The sequence below is a fragment of the Alloscardovia theropitheci genome, from assembly GCF_004332295.1.
GTDB classification, from domain to species: domain Bacteria; phylum Actinomycetota; class Actinomycetes; order Actinomycetales; family Bifidobacteriaceae; genus Alloscardovia; species Alloscardovia theropitheci.
The window spans coordinates 13,294-34,860 of sequence record NZ_RXLP01000025.1 but is presented as its reverse complement, the minus strand read 5'-3'; the positions used below and the strand labels follow the sequence as shown (position 1 = coordinate 34,860).

22 protein-coding genes are annotated in these 21,567 nt (G+C 45.6%); 17 read left to right on the top strand and 5 right to left on the bottom strand.

The genetic code is table 11. The annotated features are described in order from the left end of the window. The first annotated feature begins 2 nt into the window (after nucleotides 1-2). Together EJ419_RS06365 and EJ419_RS06360 are read left to right on the top strand one after the other, a co-directional pair. On the top strand, nucleotides 3-506 hold the full coding sequence (locus EJ419_RS06365; RefSeq protein ID WP_131284779.1) for a hypothetical protein: 504 nt from the start codon (nucleotides 3-5) through the stop codon (nucleotides 504-506). Between the two features lie 213 nt (nucleotides 507-719). After that, entirely contained in the window at nucleotides 720-3,479 is a 2,760-nt protein-coding gene (locus tag EJ419_RS06360; RefSeq protein WP_131284777.1) for a glycoside hydrolase family 2 TIM barrel-domain containing protein, read from the top strand. Nucleotides 3,480-3,618: 139 nt separating this feature from the next. On the opposite strand, the gene EJ419_RS06355 is transcribed toward EJ419_RS06360, so the two are convergent. The 5 genes from EJ419_RS06355 to EJ419_RS06335 all read right to left on the bottom strand — a co-directional run bounded on the left by EJ419_RS06355 (nucleotide 3,619) and on the right by EJ419_RS06335 (nucleotide 8,286). Next, complete coding sequence (locus tag EJ419_RS06355; protein ID WP_165496264.1) at nucleotides 3,619-4,578, bottom strand: lysophospholipid acyltransferase family protein; 960 nt, start codon at nucleotides 4,576-4,578, stop codon at nucleotides 3,619-3,621. 216 nt (nucleotides 4,579-4,794) lie between these two features. Then, nucleotides 4,795-5,763 carry a glycosyltransferase family 8 protein gene (locus EJ419_RS06350; RefSeq protein WP_131284773.1) on the bottom strand — a complete coding sequence of 323 codons (969 nt, stop codon included), beginning with the start codon at nucleotides 5,761-5,763 and terminating at the stop codon, nucleotides 4,795-4,797. An 82-nt stretch (nucleotides 5,764-5,845) separates the two neighbouring features. Then, entirely contained in the window at nucleotides 5,846-6,682 is an 837-nt protein-coding gene (locus EJ419_RS06345; RefSeq protein ID WP_205668843.1) for a glycosyltransferase family 8 protein, read from the bottom strand. 168 nt (nucleotides 6,683-6,850) lie between these two features. Further along, nucleotides 6,851-7,804, bottom strand: coding sequence for a lysophospholipid acyltransferase family protein (locus EJ419_RS06340; RefSeq protein WP_131284771.1), 954 nt, complete (start codon nucleotides 7,802-7,804; stop codon nucleotides 6,851-6,853). Between the two features lie 260 nt (nucleotides 7,805-8,064). Continuing rightward, nucleotides 8,065-8,286, bottom strand: a complete 222-nt coding sequence (locus EJ419_RS06335; protein ID WP_131284769.1) for a hypothetical protein — start codon at nucleotides 8,284-8,286, stop codon at nucleotides 8,065-8,067. 139 nt (nucleotides 8,287-8,425) lie between these two features. Here EJ419_RS06335 and EJ419_RS06330 point away from each other — a divergent pair, with 139 nt between their 5' ends. The 15 genes from EJ419_RS06330 (at nucleotide 8,426) to EJ419_RS06260 (ending at nucleotide 21,248) form a co-directional block, all read left to right on the top strand. Continuing rightward, on the top strand, nucleotides 8,426-9,286 hold the full coding sequence (locus EJ419_RS06330) for a tyrosine-type recombinase/integrase (protein WP_131284767.1): 861 nt from the start codon (nucleotides 8,426-8,428) through the stop codon (nucleotides 9,284-9,286). A gap of 203 nt (nucleotides 9,287-9,489) precedes the next feature. After that, nucleotides 9,490-10,545, top strand: a complete 1,056-nt coding sequence (locus tag EJ419_RS06325; protein ID WP_131284765.1) for a hypothetical protein — start codon at nucleotides 9,490-9,492, stop codon at nucleotides 10,543-10,545. 220 nt (nucleotides 10,546-10,765) lie between these two features. Then, entirely contained in the window at nucleotides 10,766-14,122 is a 3,357-nt protein-coding gene (locus EJ419_RS06320; RefSeq protein ID WP_240680364.1) for an LPXTG cell wall anchor domain-containing protein, read from the top strand. Between the two features lie 320 nt (nucleotides 14,123-14,442). After that, complete coding sequence (locus tag EJ419_RS06315; RefSeq protein WP_131284761.1) at nucleotides 14,443-14,802, top strand: hypothetical protein; 360 nt, start codon at nucleotides 14,443-14,445, stop codon at nucleotides 14,800-14,802. Nucleotides 14,803-14,885: 83 nt separating this feature from the next. Then, nucleotides 14,886-15,338, top strand: coding sequence for a helix-turn-helix domain-containing protein (locus EJ419_RS06310; protein ID WP_131284759.1), 453 nt, complete (start codon nucleotides 14,886-14,888; stop codon nucleotides 15,336-15,338). After that, nucleotides 15,319-15,588: a hypothetical protein gene (locus EJ419_RS06305; protein ID WP_131284757.1), complete on the top strand. Its 270-nt coding sequence runs from the start codon at nucleotides 15,319-15,321 to the stop codon at nucleotides 15,586-15,588. The genes EJ419_RS06310 and EJ419_RS06305 overlap by 20 nt, the downstream gene beginning before the upstream one ends. An 18-nt stretch (nucleotides 15,589-15,606) precedes the next feature. After that, the gene (locus EJ419_RS06300) at nucleotides 15,607-15,903 is read left to right on the top strand and encodes a hypothetical protein (RefSeq protein WP_131284755.1); all 297 of its coding nucleotides are present in this window, start codon (nucleotides 15,607-15,609) and stop codon (nucleotides 15,901-15,903) included. Between the two features lie 473 nt (nucleotides 15,904-16,376). Next, a complete protein-coding gene (locus tag EJ419_RS06295) occupies nucleotides 16,377-16,973 on the top strand; it encodes a hypothetical protein (protein WP_131284753.1) in 597 nt (198 codons plus the stop codon). Between the two features lie 94 nt (nucleotides 16,974-17,067). Next, on the top strand, nucleotides 17,068-17,775 hold the full coding sequence (locus EJ419_RS06290) for a hypothetical protein (protein WP_131284751.1): 708 nt from the start codon (nucleotides 17,068-17,070) through the stop codon (nucleotides 17,773-17,775). Between the two features lie 568 nt (nucleotides 17,776-18,343). After that, the gene (locus EJ419_RS06285) at nucleotides 18,344-18,679 is read left to right on the top strand and encodes a hypothetical protein (RefSeq protein ID WP_131284749.1); all 336 of its coding nucleotides are present in this window, start codon (nucleotides 18,344-18,346) and stop codon (nucleotides 18,677-18,679) included. A gap of 76 nt (nucleotides 18,680-18,755) precedes the next feature. After that, nucleotides 18,756-19,115 carry a hypothetical protein gene (locus tag EJ419_RS06280; protein WP_131284747.1) on the top strand — a complete coding sequence of 120 codons (360 nt, stop codon included), beginning with the start codon at nucleotides 18,756-18,758 and terminating at the stop codon, nucleotides 19,113-19,115. Nucleotides 19,116-19,254: 139 nt separating this feature from the next. Further along, nucleotides 19,255-19,836 carry a hypothetical protein gene (locus EJ419_RS06275; protein ID WP_131284745.1) on the top strand — a complete coding sequence of 194 codons (582 nt, stop codon included), beginning with the start codon at nucleotides 19,255-19,257 and terminating at the stop codon, nucleotides 19,834-19,836. 75 nt (nucleotides 19,837-19,911) lie between these two features. Beyond that, complete coding sequence (locus tag EJ419_RS06270; protein ID WP_131284743.1) at nucleotides 19,912-20,238, top strand: hypothetical protein; 327 nt, start codon at nucleotides 19,912-19,914, stop codon at nucleotides 20,236-20,238. Nucleotides 20,239-20,297: 59 nt separating this feature from the next. After that, nucleotides 20,298-20,756: a single-stranded DNA-binding protein gene (locus EJ419_RS06265; protein WP_131284741.1), complete on the top strand. Its 459-nt coding sequence runs from the start codon at nucleotides 20,298-20,300 to the stop codon at nucleotides 20,754-20,756. An 84-nt stretch (nucleotides 20,757-20,840) separates the two neighbouring features. Then, entirely contained in the window at nucleotides 20,841-21,248 is a 408-nt protein-coding gene (locus tag EJ419_RS06260) for a helix-turn-helix domain-containing protein (protein ID WP_131284739.1), read from the top strand. Nucleotides 21,249-21,567 lie beyond the last annotated feature (319 nt).

Here is a 21,567-nt window from a genome sequence, read left to right as displayed (position 1 = left end):
ACATGGCTACTTTCATGAAAAAATCATGGCGTGAGATTATCGCTGCCGTTGCTACACTGGCTGCCTTGATCATTGTTATCGTCAGCGGTACCACAGGATTCTTGGCAGGAAATGCCATAAATTATCCAGCAATTGGTCTGTCTATTCTCGCTGTCGTGGCGTTAACTGCAGATGTTGCATTGATGATTCGTGGCAATAAGATCGCGGTAGAAGGCATGCCTTCACTTCGTTCTATCATCAGCGACGGGTTGTTAATCGTGTCCATAGCAAGCATTTGCGCGGCACTCGCATTTCTCCTTGTGAGGCGTATGCCGCTAGTGGCAGATATTTATTTTATTCCTGTCAATCATCCTGCTGCTGAAGATGTAGCAATGAACATGACTATTGCTGCACTTGTAGGGTATGTAATAGCCGTATTGCTTTTAATCGTGGAATCATTTATGTCACGTACGAGCATGAGTGTTAAACACGATGAAGCAGTACAGGATTCTCCAGCCAAGAAGTAAATCGCTAAATGAGTCATTAATGAAGCGATAATCGATATAAAAATATCTGAAATGAAGGAAAGTTCTCTAGTATTGTGCAGGTTTTTAAGCTGAGAATACTAGAGAACTATCCTCTTCATTCGTACAATAAGGCTATAGCCTTGAGCATTTTTGCACGATTTAATTAAAAGAAATTAATTTAAACCTTTAGATATACAGATTCAAGGACAGTATATGCGTTCAGTAACTCTTCACACACAATGGGCATATCGCCATCTTGATAGCAATGAGGTGTGGCAAGATGTGACTATCCCTCACGATGCAATGCTCAGTGAACCACGCTATGAGCAGGCAATTAGCGGTATTAATTCTGGTTGGTATGACGGTCGAGATTATGAGTACGTGCGCACAATTTCACTCGCTGACTTAGAGGAATGTGCAGACGTAACACAATCAATCGATGATGGTGCTGATAAAGGAATTTATGTACTTGAATTTGAAGGCGTATACCAGCATGCTCGCGTTTATCTTGATGATCGAGAAATTGCATATCGTCCATATGGATATACGAATTTTACGGTAGATATTTCCGAACAATTACGCGATGGCAAACCGCATCGTTTACGAGTAATCGCTAGAAATGCCGATCAACCAAATTCCCGGTGGTATTCGGGTGCAGGAATTTATCGCCCTGTTCGGCTGTGGTATGCATATGATAATGCCATTGATATAGATGGTCTTTATATGACAACTGAGAGCATTGATGGTGTAGAGCAGTTGGGACGAATTGCGCGTATAGCACATATCTCAGCTGTTGCAGAAACTCGCAAACCTGCACACGTTATCTTTGAACTTACAGATCGCCAGGGGAGTGTCGTAGCCACCGGCGAAGCAGACTCGACGGATAATTCTCCAGCACATGTCGTGATGACAGTTCATGATGCTCAACTGTGGGATACAAATCATCCATATTTGTATACGTTGCGTGCTCGTCTGGAGAAGACACAGGACGCGCAAGATTCTCACGAAGACTTATCCGGTCACGCCACATACGCAATTTTGGATGAAGCGACTACACAAGTGGGTATTCGCACACTTGAATGGGGAAATGAGGGAATTCTTCTTAATGGTAAGCGAGTTATCGTTCAGGGTGCGTGCATTCATCACGATAATGGCGTGCTCGGTGCCCGTGCATACGAGGATGCTGAATGGCGTAAAGTCGCTCTAATGCAACGAGCAGGATATAACGCACTTCGTTCTGCGCACAATCCATGCTCAAAAGAGATGCTGCGCGCTTGTGATTCTTTAGGCATGCTTATGATGGACGAATATATTGATCATTGGTATATTCACAAAACTCAGTACGATTATGTGGAATTTTTTGAAGATTGGTGGCGTCACGATATTACGGATATGGTTCGCAAGGATCGCAGCCATCCTAGCGTTATCATGTATTCGACTGGGAACGAGGTAAGTGAAACCGCTCAAAAGCGAGGTATTGAGCTTACACAACAACTTACCGATTTTATTCACGAGCTTGATGCGACGCGACCAGTTACGTGCGGAATTAATATTTTCTTTAATTTCTTGAGCTCTATCGGTATGGGCGTGTATTCAGATGTGAAAGCTCAGGCAGAAGTGGATAATGCTGCAAAAAATGCAGTAAAGAGTGCGTCGAAGGAATCGGCGAGTGGTGCGACGAACGATACTTCGGTAAGTGGCGCTCAAGTGCCTGATGAGACTGGGCGCTCCGGCAAGGCTGTGGGAAGTCAGTTCTTTAATGACATGGCTGGTGTACTTGGCGCAGACTTTATGAAGACGGGTGCCACCCTTCCGATGTGTGATTGGAAAACCAAGGATGCGTTTGCAGCGATGGATATCGCAGGGTACAACTACGGAATCAAGCGATATCGTCATGATCTTAAGAAATATCCGAACCGTCTTATCCTAGGAAGTGAGACATTCTGCTCAGACGCTTATAGATTCCGTGAGCTCGCTAAGAAGAACCCTCGTCTCGTGGGCGATTTCGTGTGGGCTGGAATGGATTACATGGGAGAAGTAGGCGTTGGTGCTTGGGAATACGCTGATTATGCTCCTCGACCTTATGGTTTTGGATGGCGAACAGCTGGATCGGGTCGAATAGATTTAATTGGACAAGATCTTGGTGAGGCATTGTATACAAAGGTTGCGTTGGAAGCAGAGGATGGTCCTTTTATCGCTGTCTGCCCAGTTAATCATACAAAAGATAAGCATTCGCCATCCGCGTGGAAAATGAGCAATGCTATCCCGTCATGGAGTTGGGATGGATGTGAGGGTAAAAAGGCAAAAGTTGAAGTTTACGCTCGCGCATTCAGCGTGGCATTGTTCGTCAATGGACATGAAGTGGGACGCAAAAAAATGCGTAATGATTGCATAGCGCGTTTTACATGTGCTTACGAGCCAGGCACGATTGAAGCCGTAGCATACGATAAGCAGAGTAATGAAATAGGACGCACATCGTTGACGAGTGCTACAGGTCCAACAGAACTTCGTGCTGTAGCCGAATCGATTAATGGCGACATTACACGCTATGTCAGTTTTGGTGGCGGAGCTGGAGAAGATGTTATCTCCAGGCAAGACATTTCAGATGATGCTACCTCGATTGTCTCCGAGGCTTCGTCTCATGAAACTACAATTCCAGCACTGCGCAAAGGACATCTTGCGTTTATTCGTTTGCAGTACTGTGATGAACATGGCGTGGTAAAACCATTGGAACGTGGCCGTTTAACTGTAAATGTAGATGGCGGAACGCTTGTAGGATTGGGCAGTGCAGCGCCATTTACTTTTGATTCCTATACAGAGAATGAAACAGGAACATATTATGGTCAAGCACTCGCAGTAGTGCAGGCTCAGAATAGCAATTCGTCAGCTATTCGTGTTCATGTTTCAGATGGCGAGCGTACAACGCAGATTGAGATTCCTGTTGAGCAATCTCAATCTGCTAATGTCCAGTAGATTAATTCCGAGTAAGTTAATATCGAGTAGATTACGTGTGATGAAACACTTACCAAGATAACCGGGATAACTACCGGAAAATATGGTGATGGGGTTGAGAATGTAAGTATTCTCAACCCCATCACCATATCTATTGTGTCTAAGCAGCAAATGGATTTGCTAGATTATCAACTTTGTCGTTGCTATCTTTGTCGTTGCTATCTTCGGCGTTACTATCTTGAGGTTCTATAGAAGGATCTCCGGCTGTCCATCCTGCGATATCATCGAGTGAGAATGGTGCATCGATAGATTTACCATAGACGCTCTCATAACATGCTACTTTTTGCTCATAATCTTTTTGGCGCATCATTTCGCTGTTTTGTGCCACAGATAATGAAGGATCTGGGTAGATAGGATCAAGAATGTGCAAAACATAGCGTACTTTATTGAACTCGGTTGTTTCTTTATCCGGTTTTCCAGTATCAATAATTTCAGTGAAACATGGGATAATTGGCACGCCGAATTCCGCAGCATAGTCGAAAGCCCCGTGCTTGTTTGGGCGAGGACGACGGTAATTAAACCACATCTGTTCTTCTGGATAAATCAGAATAAAACGTTTATGAGCCAAGATTTGGCGAATAATAGCCGGGAATTGGTGCGAAAGATAATCGTGGCTTTTGGTGATAGGAACCGTATCGATATTCTTCATCATAAAGCCGATAAAACCTTGCATGAGGAAATTAGAGTCCTCGGATACCACGTAGTTTCTCAGATGGCCGGCTCGGCGCATACCCTGGAGAACTGTTAGATTCTCCAATGGGTTGAAATGATTGGATGTAATAATCGCGCCAGTTTTAACTTTACGAGCATTCTCAAGCCCGACGAATTGTGTCGTACGGTTATTCCACCAGCCGAAAATGTTATAAAGAGAGCGCGCAACTCGATTATTAATGCGATAACGGAAAGTTCGCACATAACGCAAATGGTTAAGAGTTAATTGTGTACGATCCTCTTTGTGAATGACAGGATCATGAATCTCAACGCGGTCATTGAATCGGCCGTCATTGTGAGCCTTTTCGATATTTGCGATAACTGGTCTTTTAATTCCGCCGATAAACATATGCCTACTATACATCGAACGGTATGAATAAGTGCAGCGAATAGATAATTGGTCCGTAATGGGTAGGCGAGTATAAGTTAGGCGTTCTACACAGATAATGTATAGAACGCCTAACACATAGTTATCTAGATTAGTTATCTCGATTGAGAATAAGCGAGGGTAGCTATGACGATAATAACGTCTCAATTACGCTTCAAAGATGAAGCATTGCGCGTCTTATAGTTTTACTCTCACACCCTTTTCTTTTAAGGAACGGAATGTAACAGGATTGTGTGAGAAATCGCGTGCTTTGCCAATCATGTAAGCAGTACGCTGACGGTCATCTTCCGGCGTTCGTGTGGACTCGTTTAGGGAGTTATGCACTTGCTCAGCGAATGGCGATTGGTCAGCATAATACCAGAAGCGATCAGAGAATGGAGCACTCGTGAGCTTCCATGGTTTATTGACGAGATTCCAATGAATAAAATGAATATCTTCAGGAGGTTCAACGCCTGCTGCCATCATCACATTCCATGAGAAAGGAAGACGCTTGATGCGCCCCTCAAACATAGCGTTGAGATAATCCTGATCAGGTGCGATAGAACTAACATGGTATTGAGTAAGCAGCTGTGTAAAGTGTTCAGCTACTTTATATTGATTCCACGCTGCCAAGTCCATAAGAAGAACACCAGAATTAACGTAATCTTCAGGACTGATGCCAACCATGGCAGTAGCATAACGGCGCAAATCAGGGTCGAGATCAGAAACCACTGGATCGCCTACTGCTCCAACGAGATTGCCCTCAAGATCGATATCGTAGAGGTCGGCGACATCGGATTCAAAAATGGTGTCTGCGTCTACATAAATTCCGCGATCGATATGAGGGAAAAGCTGGGAAATGAACAAACGGAAGTACATTTCAATAGCTTCAACCTCGGCATACAGTTTATTATCATCTTTTTGCAATGTCTCGAGAATAGTTTGATCCATATCGAGAATTTCCATAGAAATATTTGGATACGTAGAAACAATGCTTTCAAGCTTGTGAGCAGATTGCGGAGTAATCCCGCGGCCGAGTATATGGATACTGTAATTACGCTTTGGAGTCGTGTTGAGCACGAGAGAAGTCAATGCGACGCTTAAAATCGGGACGAATTTTTCATCGGACGAATAGAAAACGTCGACGGTTGAAGACGAATTAGTCATGAAACGCTCCTTGAGAGTACCTCACATGTAATGCAGTAAATTACTCTGCCTGGCTAGTTCTAGTAGTTATAAAGAAATTATCTTAAGGCATACTAGGAATAAGACGTTCGTATTCGCTAAGAACATCGTCGTACGCAGTAAGATGAAGTGTATCGTGCACGGCATTCACATCCCACGGTTTGACCGTAAGAGTATGGAACCATGGGAAGAAATGTAATTTGGTAGAAAAATGCTGGAACACGGTCGATTTTCGAAGATGATGCTGTTCATTAAAATCGCGCGATACTATGCGTTTATTAACAACTAACTTATTGAGCGCAGACTGGTCTGGCATAAACATCGTTCGTGACTGGCACATGCGGCGAGCTTTTGCAAAAAGTCCTGTTTCTCGAATGCGTGCCATATTAAAGAGGAACATGCCAGAATTCATATAGTTTCGCTTAATATCCCATGCGCGTTTCTTAAAGAACCAAGAGCCGTAAAAGTCGAGAACTCCCACGATTTCGACATTGTCAATGTTTTGCGCATAAAACTTATCAAAGTTTTTATTGCAGACGATATCAGTATCGAGGTAAAGGATGCGACTTGGAATTTGAGGAACTTTATCTGCCCACAAGCGCAGCATGCAGCATGGAGTAAAACGAGTGTCCATATTTGCCATGGGCTTTTCTGCCATAAACATGTCGGTAATGTCGAAAAGCTGAACGAAACTATCAGGATTCGTCAAGCGAATCTGATGCTGAAGAAAATCTATGGAATCCTGCGAAATTGCATGATATGTTTTCTGCTTGGTTGGGATAGTGGCAGTGAGAACGTACACATGCAACGGTTCATGAGTATGCTTGCAGATTGAAAGGAGAGAGATTAAAAGACCATGGCGCATATAGTCATCACCGCAAAAAAGAAGATTAATGCTCATTTGTCCTCTTTCATCTCTCAATCGTATCGAGCTGTGATCGGGCTTGCCGGAACTTGCTTGATGATATCTGATTTTCTGAACTCGTCGGATACTGAGCAAGCTTGTTAAACTTGCAAAGTATCGAAACTATCATTGTCAAATATGTGGGCGAATAGTTGTTCTTTAGTTTTAACTTTGTTCTTCCTGAGTATAGTCGATATAGGTGTACGTTGATAATTCAGAACGTTTACGCATAGTGCTCATAATTTGGGTATGAAGGCTCGCTTTTAGGGCTTCTTCTAGCTGAACTTTATCCATATTGCTATCGGCGTTGTTAATAGTTGAGATATTGTGAGGCGTGTCGCGTAGTTGGGGTTTAGAGTGCGAATTCTCAGAGTGTGAAGTTTCTGAGCGTGGATAAAATGGTCCGTCGATATAGATAGTTATCTTTGGCTTTTTGCTAAAACGGCGTTTTTGATATGTGGTCGTTGCAGTAAATGACGGTGTGTTGTAGCGAACAGGATATCGCATGGAAGAAGTAGAAAATGGTCTAATGCGTGTAGTGTAAGGCCATACGTGTGCTTCCGGAAATACTTGAATAGCAGTTCCGTCTTCCACGAGCTGTGTCATTGTTTCTTTAAATTTGATGCGCTGGCTGTCTGTCAGGGGGACGGGAAGAAAATCAAAGTGATGGAGAATACTTCCTACAACAGGTATCCCATAATTTGATTGAGCCATAATAGCTGAGAGCTTGTGCGGGTAATTCTCAAGTACGGTGAAAACGATGTCGCCAAATGGTTGCGTGTGATTCTGATACAGAAAATAAGGCTGACCATGGGCTTGCTTGAGCTTGTGCTTGCCTATAATCGTCGCATGAAGGACAAACTTAGAATAAACAGCAGCAATTGAATAAATAACGGTATATACAATCATCCACAGTGCTTGATGCCACCAGGAGTTGCCGTGATACCATGTCCAATCTTCGCCAATGCGAAACTTTTGATTAGGAGAATCTACGAAGTCTTGGTCTGTGGAAGTGTAGGTCACTTTCTTAGGTGCGGACGATTGCTTGGGAGTAGGGGTTTGAGGTGTTCGTGAGAGCCGTTTGCGTGAAAAAATGGAGAAAAGCGAACGCCTTGACATATCAAGAACCTCATTGCTGTTATGTATAAATACGTGTTCTTTTTATGCTTATCTTTAAGAGGTCGTCAGAACTAGGCACGATATGAAAAAAGCGAACCTTACGGTTCGCTTTTCTTTGGTAGCGGGGCATGGATTTGAACCATGGACTTCTGGGTTGTCCCCTAGCTACCGGCGAACCGTTAGACTCTATGCATTTCTTACAGACGCTTATATGTTTGTAGAATTTATATTCAATTATTGTAGTGGTCGTGTATTACGCTTTAGAGGTCATGGGCTGTGACTAATACTGATGGCTCAATACCGAAGAACTCCGCTGCTTTTTCAATATCTTCTGCACGCCATGTCATTTGGTTACGCATTCTTTTGCTTGTCACCATAGGATGATCGCCCATGAAGTCCGCAAGTTTGCGTTGTGTACAATCTCGTGCAGCAAGATAAATACGCACATTCTTCGAGATGGTCTTATCTAACTCTGACGCCATGTTATGTTCCTCTTGCTTTCTATCGCTTAATACTGTGTGGAGTACTCCTTTCCTACTAATACTTATAGAATAACACGTATTCACGAAATATTAGTGAGAAAGGTTGATGGTGTAGTTTTTTGGTATATTCTGTATACCTATGAGTATACAGAATAATGTTAAGGTTAGGAAATTGATATTAGCTTCGGCGTGGCGCGACTATGCTGAGGGCTGGTTAGAGTGGCTCAGGGCTAGTGGTTACGCTGATACAACTATTAAATCACGATACTACAAATTAGTGAGTATTGCACGCCTGGTGGATTGTGATCCATTGGATGTATCAGAGCAGCTACTAGTGCATGTGTTTGCGGCTCAGCCGTGGAAGAGAGAAACGCGTAAAGGTTATTTCGCGACGGTTCGCTCGTTTTATCATTATTTGCTCGATAACGAGATTATTGACGTAGATCCAACCAGACGACTGCCTCGTATTAAGAAGGAGCATTCGCTGCCACGAGTGTGCCCAGAGAATGTAGTGCATCATGCGTTAGCTAAAGCGCATGGGGATAAGAAACTTATTGCGATGATAAGGTTGGGTGCGGAATGTGGTTTGCGTCGTAGTGAGATTGCGCAAGTCAATTCTCATGATCTTATTACTATCAACGGGTCTACTCTACTGCTTGTACATGGTAAGGGCAGTAAAGAAAGAGTCGTTCCTATCGCAAGGGATTTAGCACGCTATATTCATGATCAATACGGGTTCGTCTACCCAGGACGGTGGGCTAACCATGTTGAAGCATCGTATATAGCCAAACATATTACAGCTGTTCTCGACCAAGGCTATACCACGCATAGCCTCCGCCACAGGTACGCGACTAAAATGTATGAAACAACCCACGATATCCTCCTGGTCTCCAAACTATTAGGGCATGAGAGTGTAGAAACAACCCAAATCTACCTGCATATAAACCTGCCTAACGCGGGTGATCTTACTCAAGCAGTCATGTGCGGCTCACCCCTCTAATAAACCAGTGATAGTCATAACAGTGTGTAGCTGCGTCATTATGAGCCACCTACACACTCCTTGACTTGTGGTCAGGATGACCAGAAGTAACAGGGAAATGTATCGATATCGATAGTGGTGTTGAAGACGTGTCATTATATAGTGAAAGATAAGAAAACACACACGAGAGTGTGTGTGAAGCCTATGAGGGGAGAAGAAACACTATGAGCAAGCCTATGGATAATGACGAAACTCAAGAGACAAGCATCATTGACCCTGTTGATGGAGATGCGTCGGATGAGGTTACTACCTCGATAGATGATAAAGTCATAGACGATAAGAGAAGGCGTCAGCGTCGTGTGCTGTGGATTGTGGCAGCAAGCGTAGCAGCTGTAGCACTCCTGGGGGCAGCTATCTATGGTGTGGCTACCAGGCGTTCGACTGCTATCCGCGCGTGTGAGAATGCGAACAAGACATACTCTGCTACATATGAGGATTATAAGAAAACTGTGGGCGAGGGAGAAACCCTTAGCCGAACAATTATCAGCAAGGATCAAGTAGCAGACGCCAAAACATACGACACGTTCCATAAGCTGGTCAACGAGAAAATCAGCCCAGCTACACCACTGAACTGTAATATCAGTTTTACTGACTCGTTTAGCGCATCCACGACAAGCATAGATTCCAAAACAAGCGCGCTGAAGTCGAAGACGGAGCAATTAAAGACCGCGATGAAAAACGTGCAAGCATCAAAAGATAAGAAAGATCTTACCGACGCGCGCAATACTGCCCAGGCGAAACTCGACACCGCTACTAAAACCTATACTGACTCTGAGGGTAAAGTAGCCGATAATGCAACACGTGACACGCTGAAAACCCTCATCGATGCCCTGCGTAAAGCGTTAGAGGATAAGCATGCCACCGTTGAGACACTCACCAAAGCTGGAGAACCAGTCCAGGGTGCTATCGATCAGGTTAATCAAAGTGTTCAAGCGAAATCGGATGCGGACAAGAAAGCTCAAGAAGAAGCACAACGCACACAACAACAGCAACAGCAACAGCAACAGCGTTCGTCTACTCCTCGACGCGGATACACCAGCAACCAGCAACGCTACACACCACGCACCAACAACGGTGGAAACCGTGGTGGTGGAAGCACTCCAGCACCACAAAGTAACAACAATGGAGGTGGTAGCTCATTCGATTGGCAAGCATGGATGAATAATCGTCCGCAAGCACCGTGTGAGGCTCAGGGTAATTGTTCCCAGGCTATAGGGTAGAATAGTTGTACACATTTTTTCTTCTATCTCTGCGAGGGAGTCCACTGTTTGGTGGGCTCCCTCATTTTTTATTCTTTTCTCTTTTCTGGGTTTTCATCGATATCGATGGAGTGTTTGTAGGTGTGTCATTACTAGTAGAAGCATTTTAAACGTGTTTCTGTTTTGTTATAACAAAAACTGCTCCCCTGTGTGGGGAGTGTGAGGGAAAGGAATTATGCTCATGCATTTTGCTAAGTATAAACTTTTAAGCACGAGACTTAGGCAGATTGCTATGAAGTCTGGTGCTCTTGTAGTGACCGCGTCCACCGTGTGGGCGGGTGCTGCATTGGCTGCCGACGGCGGTAGTGGCTCGTCTGGTGGCTCTACCGGTACGGGCGGTTACACGTCGCGCGTGGTGTGGGCGTCCAACGATAACTTCGGACCAGCCAACGCTACAACCGTAGAAAACGTACTGACCGGCACCTTAAACGGTGTCTTGACATCCAATAGTCATACAAACGTAGCTAACGCTATTCAAAACGCAAACAATGAGTGCGTGACCAATTATGCTGCACGTCATAATGGGGATACTGCTAGTGCGAACTGTCGAGTCTTCGCAGTCGGTGCGGTGCGTACAGACCAGTCACGCAATATCGCCGACGCTACAGCAGGACTAACCCAAGCACAATGGATGCAAGCCTGGGCACAAGAAGTCGGTCCTAAAACATATACACATAATGGTGTTGCTTATAATACCAATGCTCGCTTGTCTAGCGGATCCACCATTGATGGATTAGCTGCTCGTGAGACCAATGGTGGTAATCGTACTATCGTTGTTGTCGTGTTGGCGGCAGATCAGCCAAAGTTGTGGGATTTCACGCCTGATAAATCATGGCTCACCTACACGAATGGCAAGTGGAATGCTGTCGTAGATAACACATGGAGCAACACCACGGGTGCGGATACTCACACCGTCCTCGATGGAACCAAGCTCGGCGCTGCTATCAACGGTACATTGGCTGCTCAGTTAGGTGATTCTCTGACAGAGTTTAAACTCGTTGATGATTACTCTAAAGCTGACTATTTGTTCGATGCCGATAACAACGATATTCACGTATACGCGGCTGATGTGAGCGATGATAGTAAGCCAACTGTCAACGATATTGTTAACCACGGTCAGGATGTGACCAGCCAATTCGACATTACCGTTAACGGTACAACCGTTACCGCTAGTATGAAGCAGGCCGCTCTTACTAGCGCGCGCAATAACACTTCTGCCAAGCAGTACACGTTGCTTGTGGGTGGTAAGGCGAACTTTGCCAACGGTAAAGGAGCAGCACAAGTACGCTTAGATTCTCACCAGGCAGAAGGCAGTGAGGTGACATTCTGTGCTGACCCAACCACAGGAGCAGCTATCACGTCTCATGGTTTACTCAATAGTGGTTCTGTGTCTGCTGCGGGTAAGAGTAAGAAGACGAACGAGCCATATATTTGTGGCTATGTTCCACCAGTTGTTAAGCAGGTTATCGGTGAAGCATCCCAGGGTGGTGACCAAGCAAGTGTGGATGGTAAGAATGTGTTCCCAGGACAAAAACTCGAATACAAGCTCACCACGACCCCAACCATCCCACAGAACCTTACCGAAACTATTAATACGGTGGCGTTTATTGACCAGTACGACCAGTACTTGCAGCTGGATAAGCAAACCATCGAAGTATTAAACCTTACAGATGGGTCTACTGTTACCAAGAACGATTACGTGTTGACTGAGGATAAGGCGGCTCATACGTTTACCGTAACGTTGAAGCCAGCCTACGTGGCTGCTCATTTTGGGGCGGGTGTTCAGGCTCGTTTCCAGATTCGTTTTGAAGGAACCGTAGCAAAGAATGCGCCAACTAACCGTGAGGTTACCAACCAGTGGACACTTCAGTTGAACAATAGTGTGACTCCGTCGAATACGGTGAAGAATATTCCAGTTGACGTCACACCTACTAAGCGTGATGAGACGAAGACGGGTATTAATATCGATGGCAAAACCGTTTACTATGGAGACGACGTCTACTATCGCCTCACCTTGGACGCGGAAAAGCTTGCTCATAGTGCGTATAAGATTCAACGCCTCGGCATGGTCGACAAGTACGATAGCGAGTACTTGAATCTTATCGACAATCAGATCGAAGTCCTCGACTCTCACGGACAGGATGTGACCAGCAAGTTCAATATCCAAGTCAAGAACGGTAGCGTGTACGTATTCTTCAAGACCGTTGACACTGACTATCTCGGTGACACATTAAAGGGTGATCCACAACCAACCGATCTCGAAGCATATGTAACTAAGGCATTAGATCCGAAGACTATGCCAAGCATTGATCAAAGCGTGCTTGGTCAAAAATACACGGTTGTTTTGCCGATGAAGGTTGCAAAAGTCACTGACGGATATGTTGTCAAGAACACTGCTACCCAGATCACCAACGAACGAACTGACGTGACCAACACGGTAACCAATCCTTTGAAGGATATTAATCCACGCAAGGATGTGACTGTCAACGTCAACGGTGACAGTGTCAATGGTAAGAGCATTTACAAGAACCACCAATTCCTCTACAAGCTCGATAGCTCGAAGATTACGGGGAATCGCGCATACCAGCAGATTAAGAATTGGAAGATTGTCGACAAGTATGATACTCGCTACGATAAGACCACCGGTCAATGGGCAGTGTACGCGAATAACAATATTACCGATGATGAAGGCAATATTGTTATCGCTAAGGGTGCTCGTATCGACGGGTCTGGAGTGGGAGCGGGATACTTCACTTTCACCGATAATAATGGCGTATTTACTGTAGAAGCTACTCAAGCATTCCTCGATCTGGCAAGTGGTATGGATGCTAACTTGTCCTGGACCGCATACGTACAAATGACGCGCACCGCAGTATCCGACCGTGTAGAAAACCGTTTCGTGGAAACGTTGAATGATACTGAGCGTGAGTCTAACCTGGTATGGACCAAGACCCCAGACCAAACCCCTGCTATTAAACTCATTAAATACGATGCAGCAAGCGGACTTACCAAGGGTGACCGTAACACTCCAGCAGAAGCGTTGACTCGTGCTAAGAACGGTACTCGGGTTGTCTTCCGTATTATCAATACCGGAAGCGTTGACCTCACCAAGATTACCTTGGAAGACAAGACCATCGCAGGAAACGGAACCGTGACTAATCTAGAGTATCCGGCTGGATGGGATACGTTAATCCTCAAGCCAGGACAATGGGTAGAAGTCACCGGAACCTTAACCGGACTTCGCACGCATCACACAGATCGTGGTACCACCACAGGCACTCCTATCGTGCCATGCAACGTATCGAACAACCACCCATTCGACGGTACCGTCACCGGTGATGATAAGAAGGGCGGCATGTGCTATGACACACCAGTGAAAGCAACCGATGACTGGAACGCCACCACAAGCCGTCTTGCCACGACAGGCTCAACCATCATCCCATTCGCACTCATCGCGGTAGCTGCTGTAGGACTGGGCGGAGCATTCATCATCATCCGCAAGAAAACAGCTCAAACCACTACACAGGATGAAAAATAAAAACTAAACCAAGACTTCGGTAGAAAGCCTTGATTTTAGTTCACTATTAGTGGTCTCCCCTTTTTTACAAGGGTGAGGCCACTAATTTTTATTGCCGAGACAAAGAAAAAAGATCTAAGCAACTCTAGGTGTACAACACTCGTCATGTCATCCGCATCGATGCGCATGTGTAAGCGTGGATAAAATACTGATAATCGTTGAAATTCCATGTGTTTCGGCGTGTCGAACTACCATATAGTCACTAATAGTGGTATACTAGATATTGTCATCAAGAACACACGAGGTGTTCTTACCTAATATCTCAAGGAGACATGATTATTATGACTATCGATATGACAACCATTAAAACATACACACATTATACGTACGGTACTATATTCGTCGATAAATCAGAAGAATACGGTGATTACCATTTCATTGTGACAGACAAACGTAACGTTTTTATTCCATACTCGTATACGGATAGAGAGTACGACATGTGGGATGCTGTTCGACATGCTCGTCGCGACGACGCATGGGCCTACATCGACCATGACTACGAGGATGTGGACGGGGCAGTCTACGACATGGATGCTCTAGCGGATAAGCTCGGTCTCGGCTGGCGCATCAGTGTAAACGATGAGGATTACGAGGACATTAATAACGAAGAATGGCGCTACGACACCTCATACACTTACTAAAAACAAACAGAAAAAGAGGGTAGATTCCACATATAGAATCTACCCTCTATGGTTTATAGATAGAAAGGATAATACACGATTATATGACGACCAATACGTATAGTAAAGCCGATTTTCGCGCGCTGCGCGACAAACTCGGACTGTCCTGTAGAGACGTAGCAGACGCTCTCGGGTTAAGCGAGAGGACTGTGAAAAACTGGGAAAAACAATCCCACCCCAAAAACCCACCAGACGACGTATGGCAGTGGCTTAAAAACCAAGAAATCACCTACTACAAAGCGATAGAAGAAAGCGTCAACCTCGTCAAAGAAGCTGTCCAAGCAGCAGACGGTGTAGCGCCACGAGTGATCACGTTAACGTATTACCGCGGTCAAGACGATTACAATCGCTACGGCAGAGACCCCGGCTCCTACCACGTTGTCAATACCAGGACCAGGGCAGTAGCCCTCGAGCTCGAACGATTAGGCTACAGCGTCCACTACCAATATCCAACCGACGATAACAATATCTACACTCGTGCCACACACAACGACTAAAATACCATCGTTCCTGCACGGTGACCGGGCTTGCACATACACACTCGATGACGTAGTAGAAGCAATACAAGGAGCAACCCTTGTTCGTCACTACACCAAAAAGGGGCTAACGTATGCGAAAGTTATTGGACCTTATCACGCAGATGCGCTGATACCTTTTCTAGAAATTATCATGCGCATCGATGCTGCAGGACGTATTCATGTCTTTCATGTCAATGCGTTGCAAGATGGATTCATGAATCGCGATTAAAACTGTAAGGAGAAAATAATGTCTGATTTTATTTTTGATGATTCTCAAGCAACAACACTCACCGGAGAACAAGCGCAGGAATTTGCTCATCATATTCTCATGCAAGCAGCAGATGATGCGCCAACAATTGAGGAAGCTGTACTCCGATTAACTTCTGGACGTCCACGCGTGCATGACACAGATGAGACGGTAACGGTTAATACCAGGTTTCCTAAAACCTTGGTGGACTGGCTTGATAGTCAAGCAGAAAAACTCGGCATCACGCGAAGTCAACTCTTGCGTAACATCACGTATAACGCGATGCGCACCGCATAACAAACTCTACTCACACCTTAGGGTAGGATCCAATAAAATTTGGATCCTACCCTTTTTGTTTATTATGCCGCGCCCCTTACGGGGCGGGCAGTGTGCTACGGACTTACCCTACCGGGTAAGACTGTGCTCATGGTGGAAATCACAGGCGATATTCCACACGCCGCACACAAAAATTAGCAGCTACCAACTTGTGATCACCGTGACCAGAAGTTGAGGCTTTCCAAAAGTTTCTTGTGGTGTTAGTTGTGACCCTACCCCACGCACCCTAAGAACCCCACGCACCACGCACAGTGACATATAAACGCCATAACCCCTTACAGGGGTCATTATATGGCGCTTATATGTCACGCGTGTTGGAGGGTCTCTTAGGGCACGCAGGGCATTGTCAAAACTAACAGCACATACGTGCTCACAGTAAATCTCAGCGTGAGATTTCCATAACGTAACAGTTATGAACAAGGAAAGGACATGCCATGAGTGATACTCTAGCTCTCGACGCATTACGCATACAATTCGATATGGAAAAACTCAACACCAATCAGAACCATATTCCTGACATGCTCTATACATGGTTTGGCGACATAACCCGCCAATGGGTCAACGCTATCAATGAGAACCAAAAAATAGAATTTACCACTGACGAGCGTGACACGTTCATCATCGGAACAAACAAATACTTAGGTTTTCGCGACACTATCATCCTCACTGCCATAAATACCATGACCGTTAAAAAGGCAACAAACTTTCTTATCCAACCCTTTGGTAACACCGCTGAAAAAACAATCACAACCGCGTTCAAAAGCATCTTCGACGACCCCACCTACATGCCACAGGTGACACGTGTCACAAACGTTATCGCTAACCTAGACACCATATTTGCCGACCACACTACAGACGAATACGCGCCAGCATACCACGCAATAAAAGGCTACCTCTCATGGTATCTCGGCGACAACACCACCGCGAAAAGTGAAATCAGCTACGCGCTAGATATCGACAACATGTATTCGCTAGCTCGAATCACCTACACGGCACTGAGCTACAACATTAAACCCGCCTACCTACGCTAACTTATCAGCACGAAAAACAAATCTTGTGTACACCCCTAAACGGGGTGTACACACCTCAAGAAAAACATATCGACACATTAAGGAACTTTATATCATGGCTAATCTTTCCGACGCTAACGGCACCATGACCGTCATATCACATAACCCGTCCACCGCGTTCATGTTTGTCAATGAATACCGTAAGCAAGCAGGCGACTGGTTCTACAACACAATCATCAGCGACACTATAGAAGCCGCCACCACTAGAGACGGTGCAACAGTTATTACAGTAAGTTTTACGGGAACAGGACGATGGGCATACAGTGAAAACATTGCATGGACGTTTAATATCCTCACTGATAAAGAATATCGCGATAAAATCGACCCCATGATACTTGCAGTCCTTGAGCAAGCACCTATCAGTGTTACCTACGATTACGCTGATTTTGAACCCGGGTGTGAAATCCTGTACACCCAAAAAGTGACGGTCACCTACGATAACGGCACCATATCTACGGACGTTATAGAACACAACCAATACGACTACACCCTAGACAACCTAAAAACCTACATCGACGATAATATGTACGGATTAGAAAGTTTTCGAGACGACCTTGCTACAGGAAACATCACGAAATTTAGTGAGTATCCTCTTAACGCGCATGAATACGAACGTTTCACCGCTATCATGAACGATGACAACCGTAAAAGAAAATTCATGACACTCGTTGATAAACACGCTGTAGACGGAATCGATTACACGTGGGATAACTGGCTGACCATGTTCTACGAAGAATTTAAAACCGACATCCTCACATGCTAAAACCGATAGACCATTTTTTTCCGGGCTCTCCATCCCTACAAACTCGGGTGGAGGGCGCGGGTGGCGGGAAGGACTGCCACTAGCGTGGCAGACTCTCCTTGATGGAGTGACCCTGTAAGGGGTCACTCACGTCCCGCCGCCAGAAAACGGTATGAGCGCGACAGAGGCGCTCATACTCTACCCAGCCCACCCCTTGTGGTGGGCGAAGTGGTGAGGGGTTCTAGGCATCTTCCTGTCTCCACGCATAAAGGATCGTGGGGCAGGGGTAACGAGCCCACACACAAAAAAATTTTTTGGTGTGTTCTCATCACCCCGCCACGACACGAAGACGCCTAGAACCCCTAACCACAGGACAAGGAACACCATACGGTGTCCTCAACAATTGGATTTTGTTAACTTCTTGACCCGTTCAACGATAAAAATCTTCCGCTAACCATGTCAAAACTTTTTACGCGTGTCCATACGGCCACGCGGTTTTGACATGGCACTCCAGATTTTTACATCGCCCGTGTTCAAGAAGTTGAACAAAAAATAATCAGCACAAGGAAAGAAAGACAGATAGACCTCCATGAACGCTATAGGAAATCTCATCATCCCAGTAAACCCATTAGAAAACACCGGATACACGCCACTTACCACGTTCTGGATGGACTACTCCATAGCAGACGCCTTTGGTATTAACGCTATTAAAGACACTCATAAGCGCGTTATAAAGGAATGGTCAAGCAACTATAAGATGATGACCGAACTCGTCCTCGTCTTCAACTACAAAATCTGGCAACACTACGAAACCAATCAGGCATTAGCTGAGCTCTACAACGAGTTATGGGAAACAACCGAAAATTGGTGCTACACCACCCTTACAGGTGAAGAACTCGACTACTTCATCACCACCATCGACTAACCACCCTCAAACCTATCGTGGGGCGTACATGCCTACGCCCCACAGTGACCCTCAAGAGCATAAAGGAAAACATATCATGGCACGTATCTACCGATTTTCTAAACCCCTCGCGTGGGATAAGAGCATCATACAACCCTTCGATATCCCTGAAAAAGACCTCACGTATGAAGCCTACAGACGACTCATCGATACCGACACGTTCGAGAATGTGCTTGATAGATTCGCCGGGCTCACCCCTCAAACTCACGCTATTGCACAAGACATACACAAGGCTACTCATCATACGCGCGAACACATGCGCGACAGTGATATCGATTATGAACAGCTACTAGAACCCCTGTGGTACTACCTGCACGACGCTACAGAAGACACCCTCATCAAAGCCATCTGCAGCAGCGATAACGGTATCATCCTCAGCCAAAAAATCACACAATAAACCCACACAAAAACGTTGAAAACATTAGCCTTATACGGCGTGTCGCACACCATTATAGTCGCTAACAGTGGTATAATGGTAAGTGTCACCACAGAACACGAGGTGTTCTAACTAGACCTCACACGATAGGAGAAACATCATGACAATAACCAGGCAAGAATACGCTCAGCTCGGTGAACTCATCTACCACATGCGAGACATCTACAACACGGGGTACGTCGCCGACTACACCAGTGATATCACATGGGTGAGTGTGAAAAAAGTCCTCTCATATCATGATGAAGACCTCTACACTGCCGTACATCACATCGGAGCAAACGAGCATACAGAAGAATCATTGCATGATTTTATTCTCCATACCATGCGACGTGTCAACTGGAAAGAATACCTACCAATAAGCCTCTACGAGCTTACTGGGCAAGAAAGCGGGATTATATTCTTCGATAACGGTGACACCATCATCTGCAACTGGAGTGGGTATGCTGATTTTGAAATCCCACGCGTGTTCGCAGGCATGCTCATCCCAGCATCGTTTGACGACGAATGGAACCCCACACCCGTGCGCGTGAACGTGGATGCGCTCCTAGCTAACGCGGACATCATCTACGACAAGAACAATGATTACAAAATCCTGAGCGAGGAAGACCGGCCACCATTAGAAACCGTCTACCGTTTCGACTCTCTCGGAATCAGTATCTACGCGCCCAACGACTGGGCATAACACACAAGAATACGATACAAGGGTGGGATACTCTACCAGTGGTATCCCACCCACAGGAAAGGACAAGGGATGATTATGGCAGACGACACCCATATCAGACTCATCGTAGAGTTTCGCAAAACCGTCGACATGAACGATAGTGACGGATGGACACCCCAACTATCCATGATAAAAACCAGCAGCCTCAACCCGGCTCAAGCCCACCACATCGCCAACGTATGCAATAGCGTAGAAAAATTTCGAAGCACACGCCTAGCCAACCAGACCAGCGTGCAATGGATAATCACCATCACCGACACCAGAGACGCTGAAAATATCGTGAGCAAATTCGCACTCGACGAATACCAGAACCTGCCCGACATGATGACCGCCACACTCACCATCACACTCACCCGCTACTAAAAACAAACATTAAACCTTACAAAAAATAAAACACAAAAAATTAGAAAGGAGTACGTATCATGCGTACCAGTATCAACCAAATCATTAAAGGCGGTCTCACCGACCAATACCGTTACTTCCCAGGAAACGATTCCAAACGAAGCATGATAGACCTGACCATCGCATCCAGCTCACGGTACCGCGACAAGACCACCCGCGAATGGGTCAACGGAGACACCGACTACATCAGCGTACGCCTCTACGGTGGGGTAGCAGACCAAGTCAACACTCTCATCGACACACAAAAAATAGTCAAAGGCTCACCCCTGATCGTCATCGGAAAATTCGACCCACAACCAAAAACATGGATCAGCAAAGACGGAGAACCACGAGCACAAATCGTGTTCAATGCCGAAACCCTCACCATCGACCTCCTCGCCCAAGTAGCGCGCGAAAAAAACCGAGAAAACACCAACAATACTACTGTCGACGAATGGGAAATGGACGGATTCATGGACACCAGCATCATCCCATTCTAAAAAACAGAAAGTCGCCACGTGGTGGGGTACGGGGTATCGAACCCCAACCCCACCACACACGCACAGGTATGAAAGAAAAAATACATGAGCAGTCAACCACCTACAGGAAAAACACGAGCCGACTTCAAAGCCCTCAGGGAAACCCTAGGAATAACCCACCCATGGCTAGCCGACCAGCTCACCATGAACGTGCGCAACACCCACCGGTGGGAAGCTGATACCACGAACTCGTGGTATCAGCCACCCGACAAAGCATGGAACCTCCTCTACAATCTCAAAAAAGACCACGATAAATACATCCACCAGACGGTGAAACAAGCAACAATCCACCACAAGATCGGAGACACCATAACCCTAACCTACTACCACAAAAACAATCAATCCCACCTCGACTTACCACGCGACATCATCAACGCGCGCATCCGCGCAGCCGGCACCATCCTCGAACACCTCGGCTACACAGTAACCTACCAATACCCCGACCACACATAATTTTATTCTTTCCTTGAAACTGCTGACAGTGGCTACACTCCCTAACGAGTGTAGCCACTGATTTTTTTATCAATACACTTCACACACAGTAAAACAAAACCCACACTAAAAATAAAAAAAGGGAGAGCGGCGAAAACGGAGTGACCACACACAGTGTGGATCACACAATCACACAGTGGTGCCACATCAAGAAGTGACACCACACGTGTTTATTTAAAGGAACACCATACGGTGTCCTCAACATTAAAAGTTTTGTTTAACTTCTTGACCCGTTCAACGATAAAAATCTTGCGCTAACCATGTCAAAAATAATTTCGCG

What these genes read in the sequence shown, in the direction of transcription:
- EJ419_RS06365 (WP_131284779.1), top strand. Translation starts at nt 3, where the DNA reads ATGGCTACTTTCATGAAAAAATCATGGCGTGAGATTATCGCTGCCGTT.
- EJ419_RS06360 (WP_131284777.1), top strand. Translation starts at nt 720, where the DNA reads ATGCGTTCAGTAACTCTTCACACACAATGGGCATATCGCCATCTTGAT.
- EJ419_RS06355 (WP_165496264.1), bottom strand. Translation starts at nt 4,578, where the DNA reads ATGTTTATCGGCGGAATTAAAAGACCAGTTATCGCAAATATCGAAAAG.
- EJ419_RS06350 (WP_131284773.1), bottom strand. Translation starts at nt 5,763, where the DNA reads ATGACTAATTCGTCTTCAACCGTCGACGTTTTCTATTCGTCCGATGAA.
- EJ419_RS06345 (WP_205668843.1), bottom strand. Translation starts at nt 6,682, where the DNA reads ATGAGCATTAATCTTCTTTTTTGCGGTGATGACTATATGCGCCATGGT.
- EJ419_RS06340 (WP_131284771.1), bottom strand. Translation starts at nt 7,804, where the DNA reads ATGTCAAGGCGTTCGCTTTTCTCCATTTTTTCACGCAAACGGCTCTCA.
- EJ419_RS06335 (WP_131284769.1), bottom strand. Translation starts at nt 8,286, where the DNA reads ATGGCGTCAGAGTTAGATAAGACCATCTCGAAGAATGTGCGTATTTAT.
- EJ419_RS06330 (WP_131284767.1), top strand. Translation starts at nt 8,426, where the DNA reads ATGAGTATACAGAATAATGTTAAGGTTAGGAAATTGATATTAGCTTCG.
- EJ419_RS06325 (WP_131284765.1), top strand. Translation starts at nt 9,490, where the DNA reads ATGAGCAAGCCTATGGATAATGACGAAACTCAAGAGACAAGCATCATT.
- EJ419_RS06320 (WP_240680364.1), top strand. Translation starts at nt 10,766, where the DNA reads ATGCATTTTGCTAAGTATAAACTTTTAAGCACGAGACTTAGGCAGATT.
- EJ419_RS06315 (WP_131284761.1), top strand. Translation starts at nt 14,443, where the DNA reads ATGACTATCGATATGACAACCATTAAAACATACACACATTATACGTAC.
- EJ419_RS06310 (WP_131284759.1), top strand. Translation starts at nt 14,886, where the DNA reads ATGACGACCAATACGTATAGTAAAGCCGATTTTCGCGCGCTGCGCGAC.
- EJ419_RS06300 (WP_131284755.1), top strand. Translation starts at nt 15,607, where the DNA reads ATGTCTGATTTTATTTTTGATGATTCTCAAGCAACAACACTCACCGGA.
- EJ419_RS06295 (WP_131284753.1), top strand. Translation starts at nt 16,377, where the DNA reads ATGAGTGATACTCTAGCTCTCGACGCATTACGCATACAATTCGATATG.
- EJ419_RS06290 (WP_131284751.1), top strand. Translation starts at nt 17,068, where the DNA reads ATGGCTAATCTTTCCGACGCTAACGGCACCATGACCGTCATATCACAT.
- EJ419_RS06285 (WP_131284749.1), top strand. Translation starts at nt 18,344, where the DNA reads ATGAACGCTATAGGAAATCTCATCATCCCAGTAAACCCATTAGAAAAC.
- EJ419_RS06280 (WP_131284747.1), top strand. Translation starts at nt 18,756, where the DNA reads ATGGCACGTATCTACCGATTTTCTAAACCCCTCGCGTGGGATAAGAGC.
- EJ419_RS06275 (WP_131284745.1), top strand. Translation starts at nt 19,255, where the DNA reads ATGACAATAACCAGGCAAGAATACGCTCAGCTCGGTGAACTCATCTAC.
- EJ419_RS06270 (WP_131284743.1), top strand. Translation starts at nt 19,912, where the DNA reads ATGGCAGACGACACCCATATCAGACTCATCGTAGAGTTTCGCAAAACC.
- EJ419_RS06265 (WP_131284741.1), top strand. Translation starts at nt 20,298, where the DNA reads ATGCGTACCAGTATCAACCAAATCATTAAAGGCGGTCTCACCGACCAA.
- EJ419_RS06260 (WP_131284739.1), top strand. Translation starts at nt 20,841, where the DNA reads ATGAGCAGTCAACCACCTACAGGAAAAACACGAGCCGACTTCAAAGCC.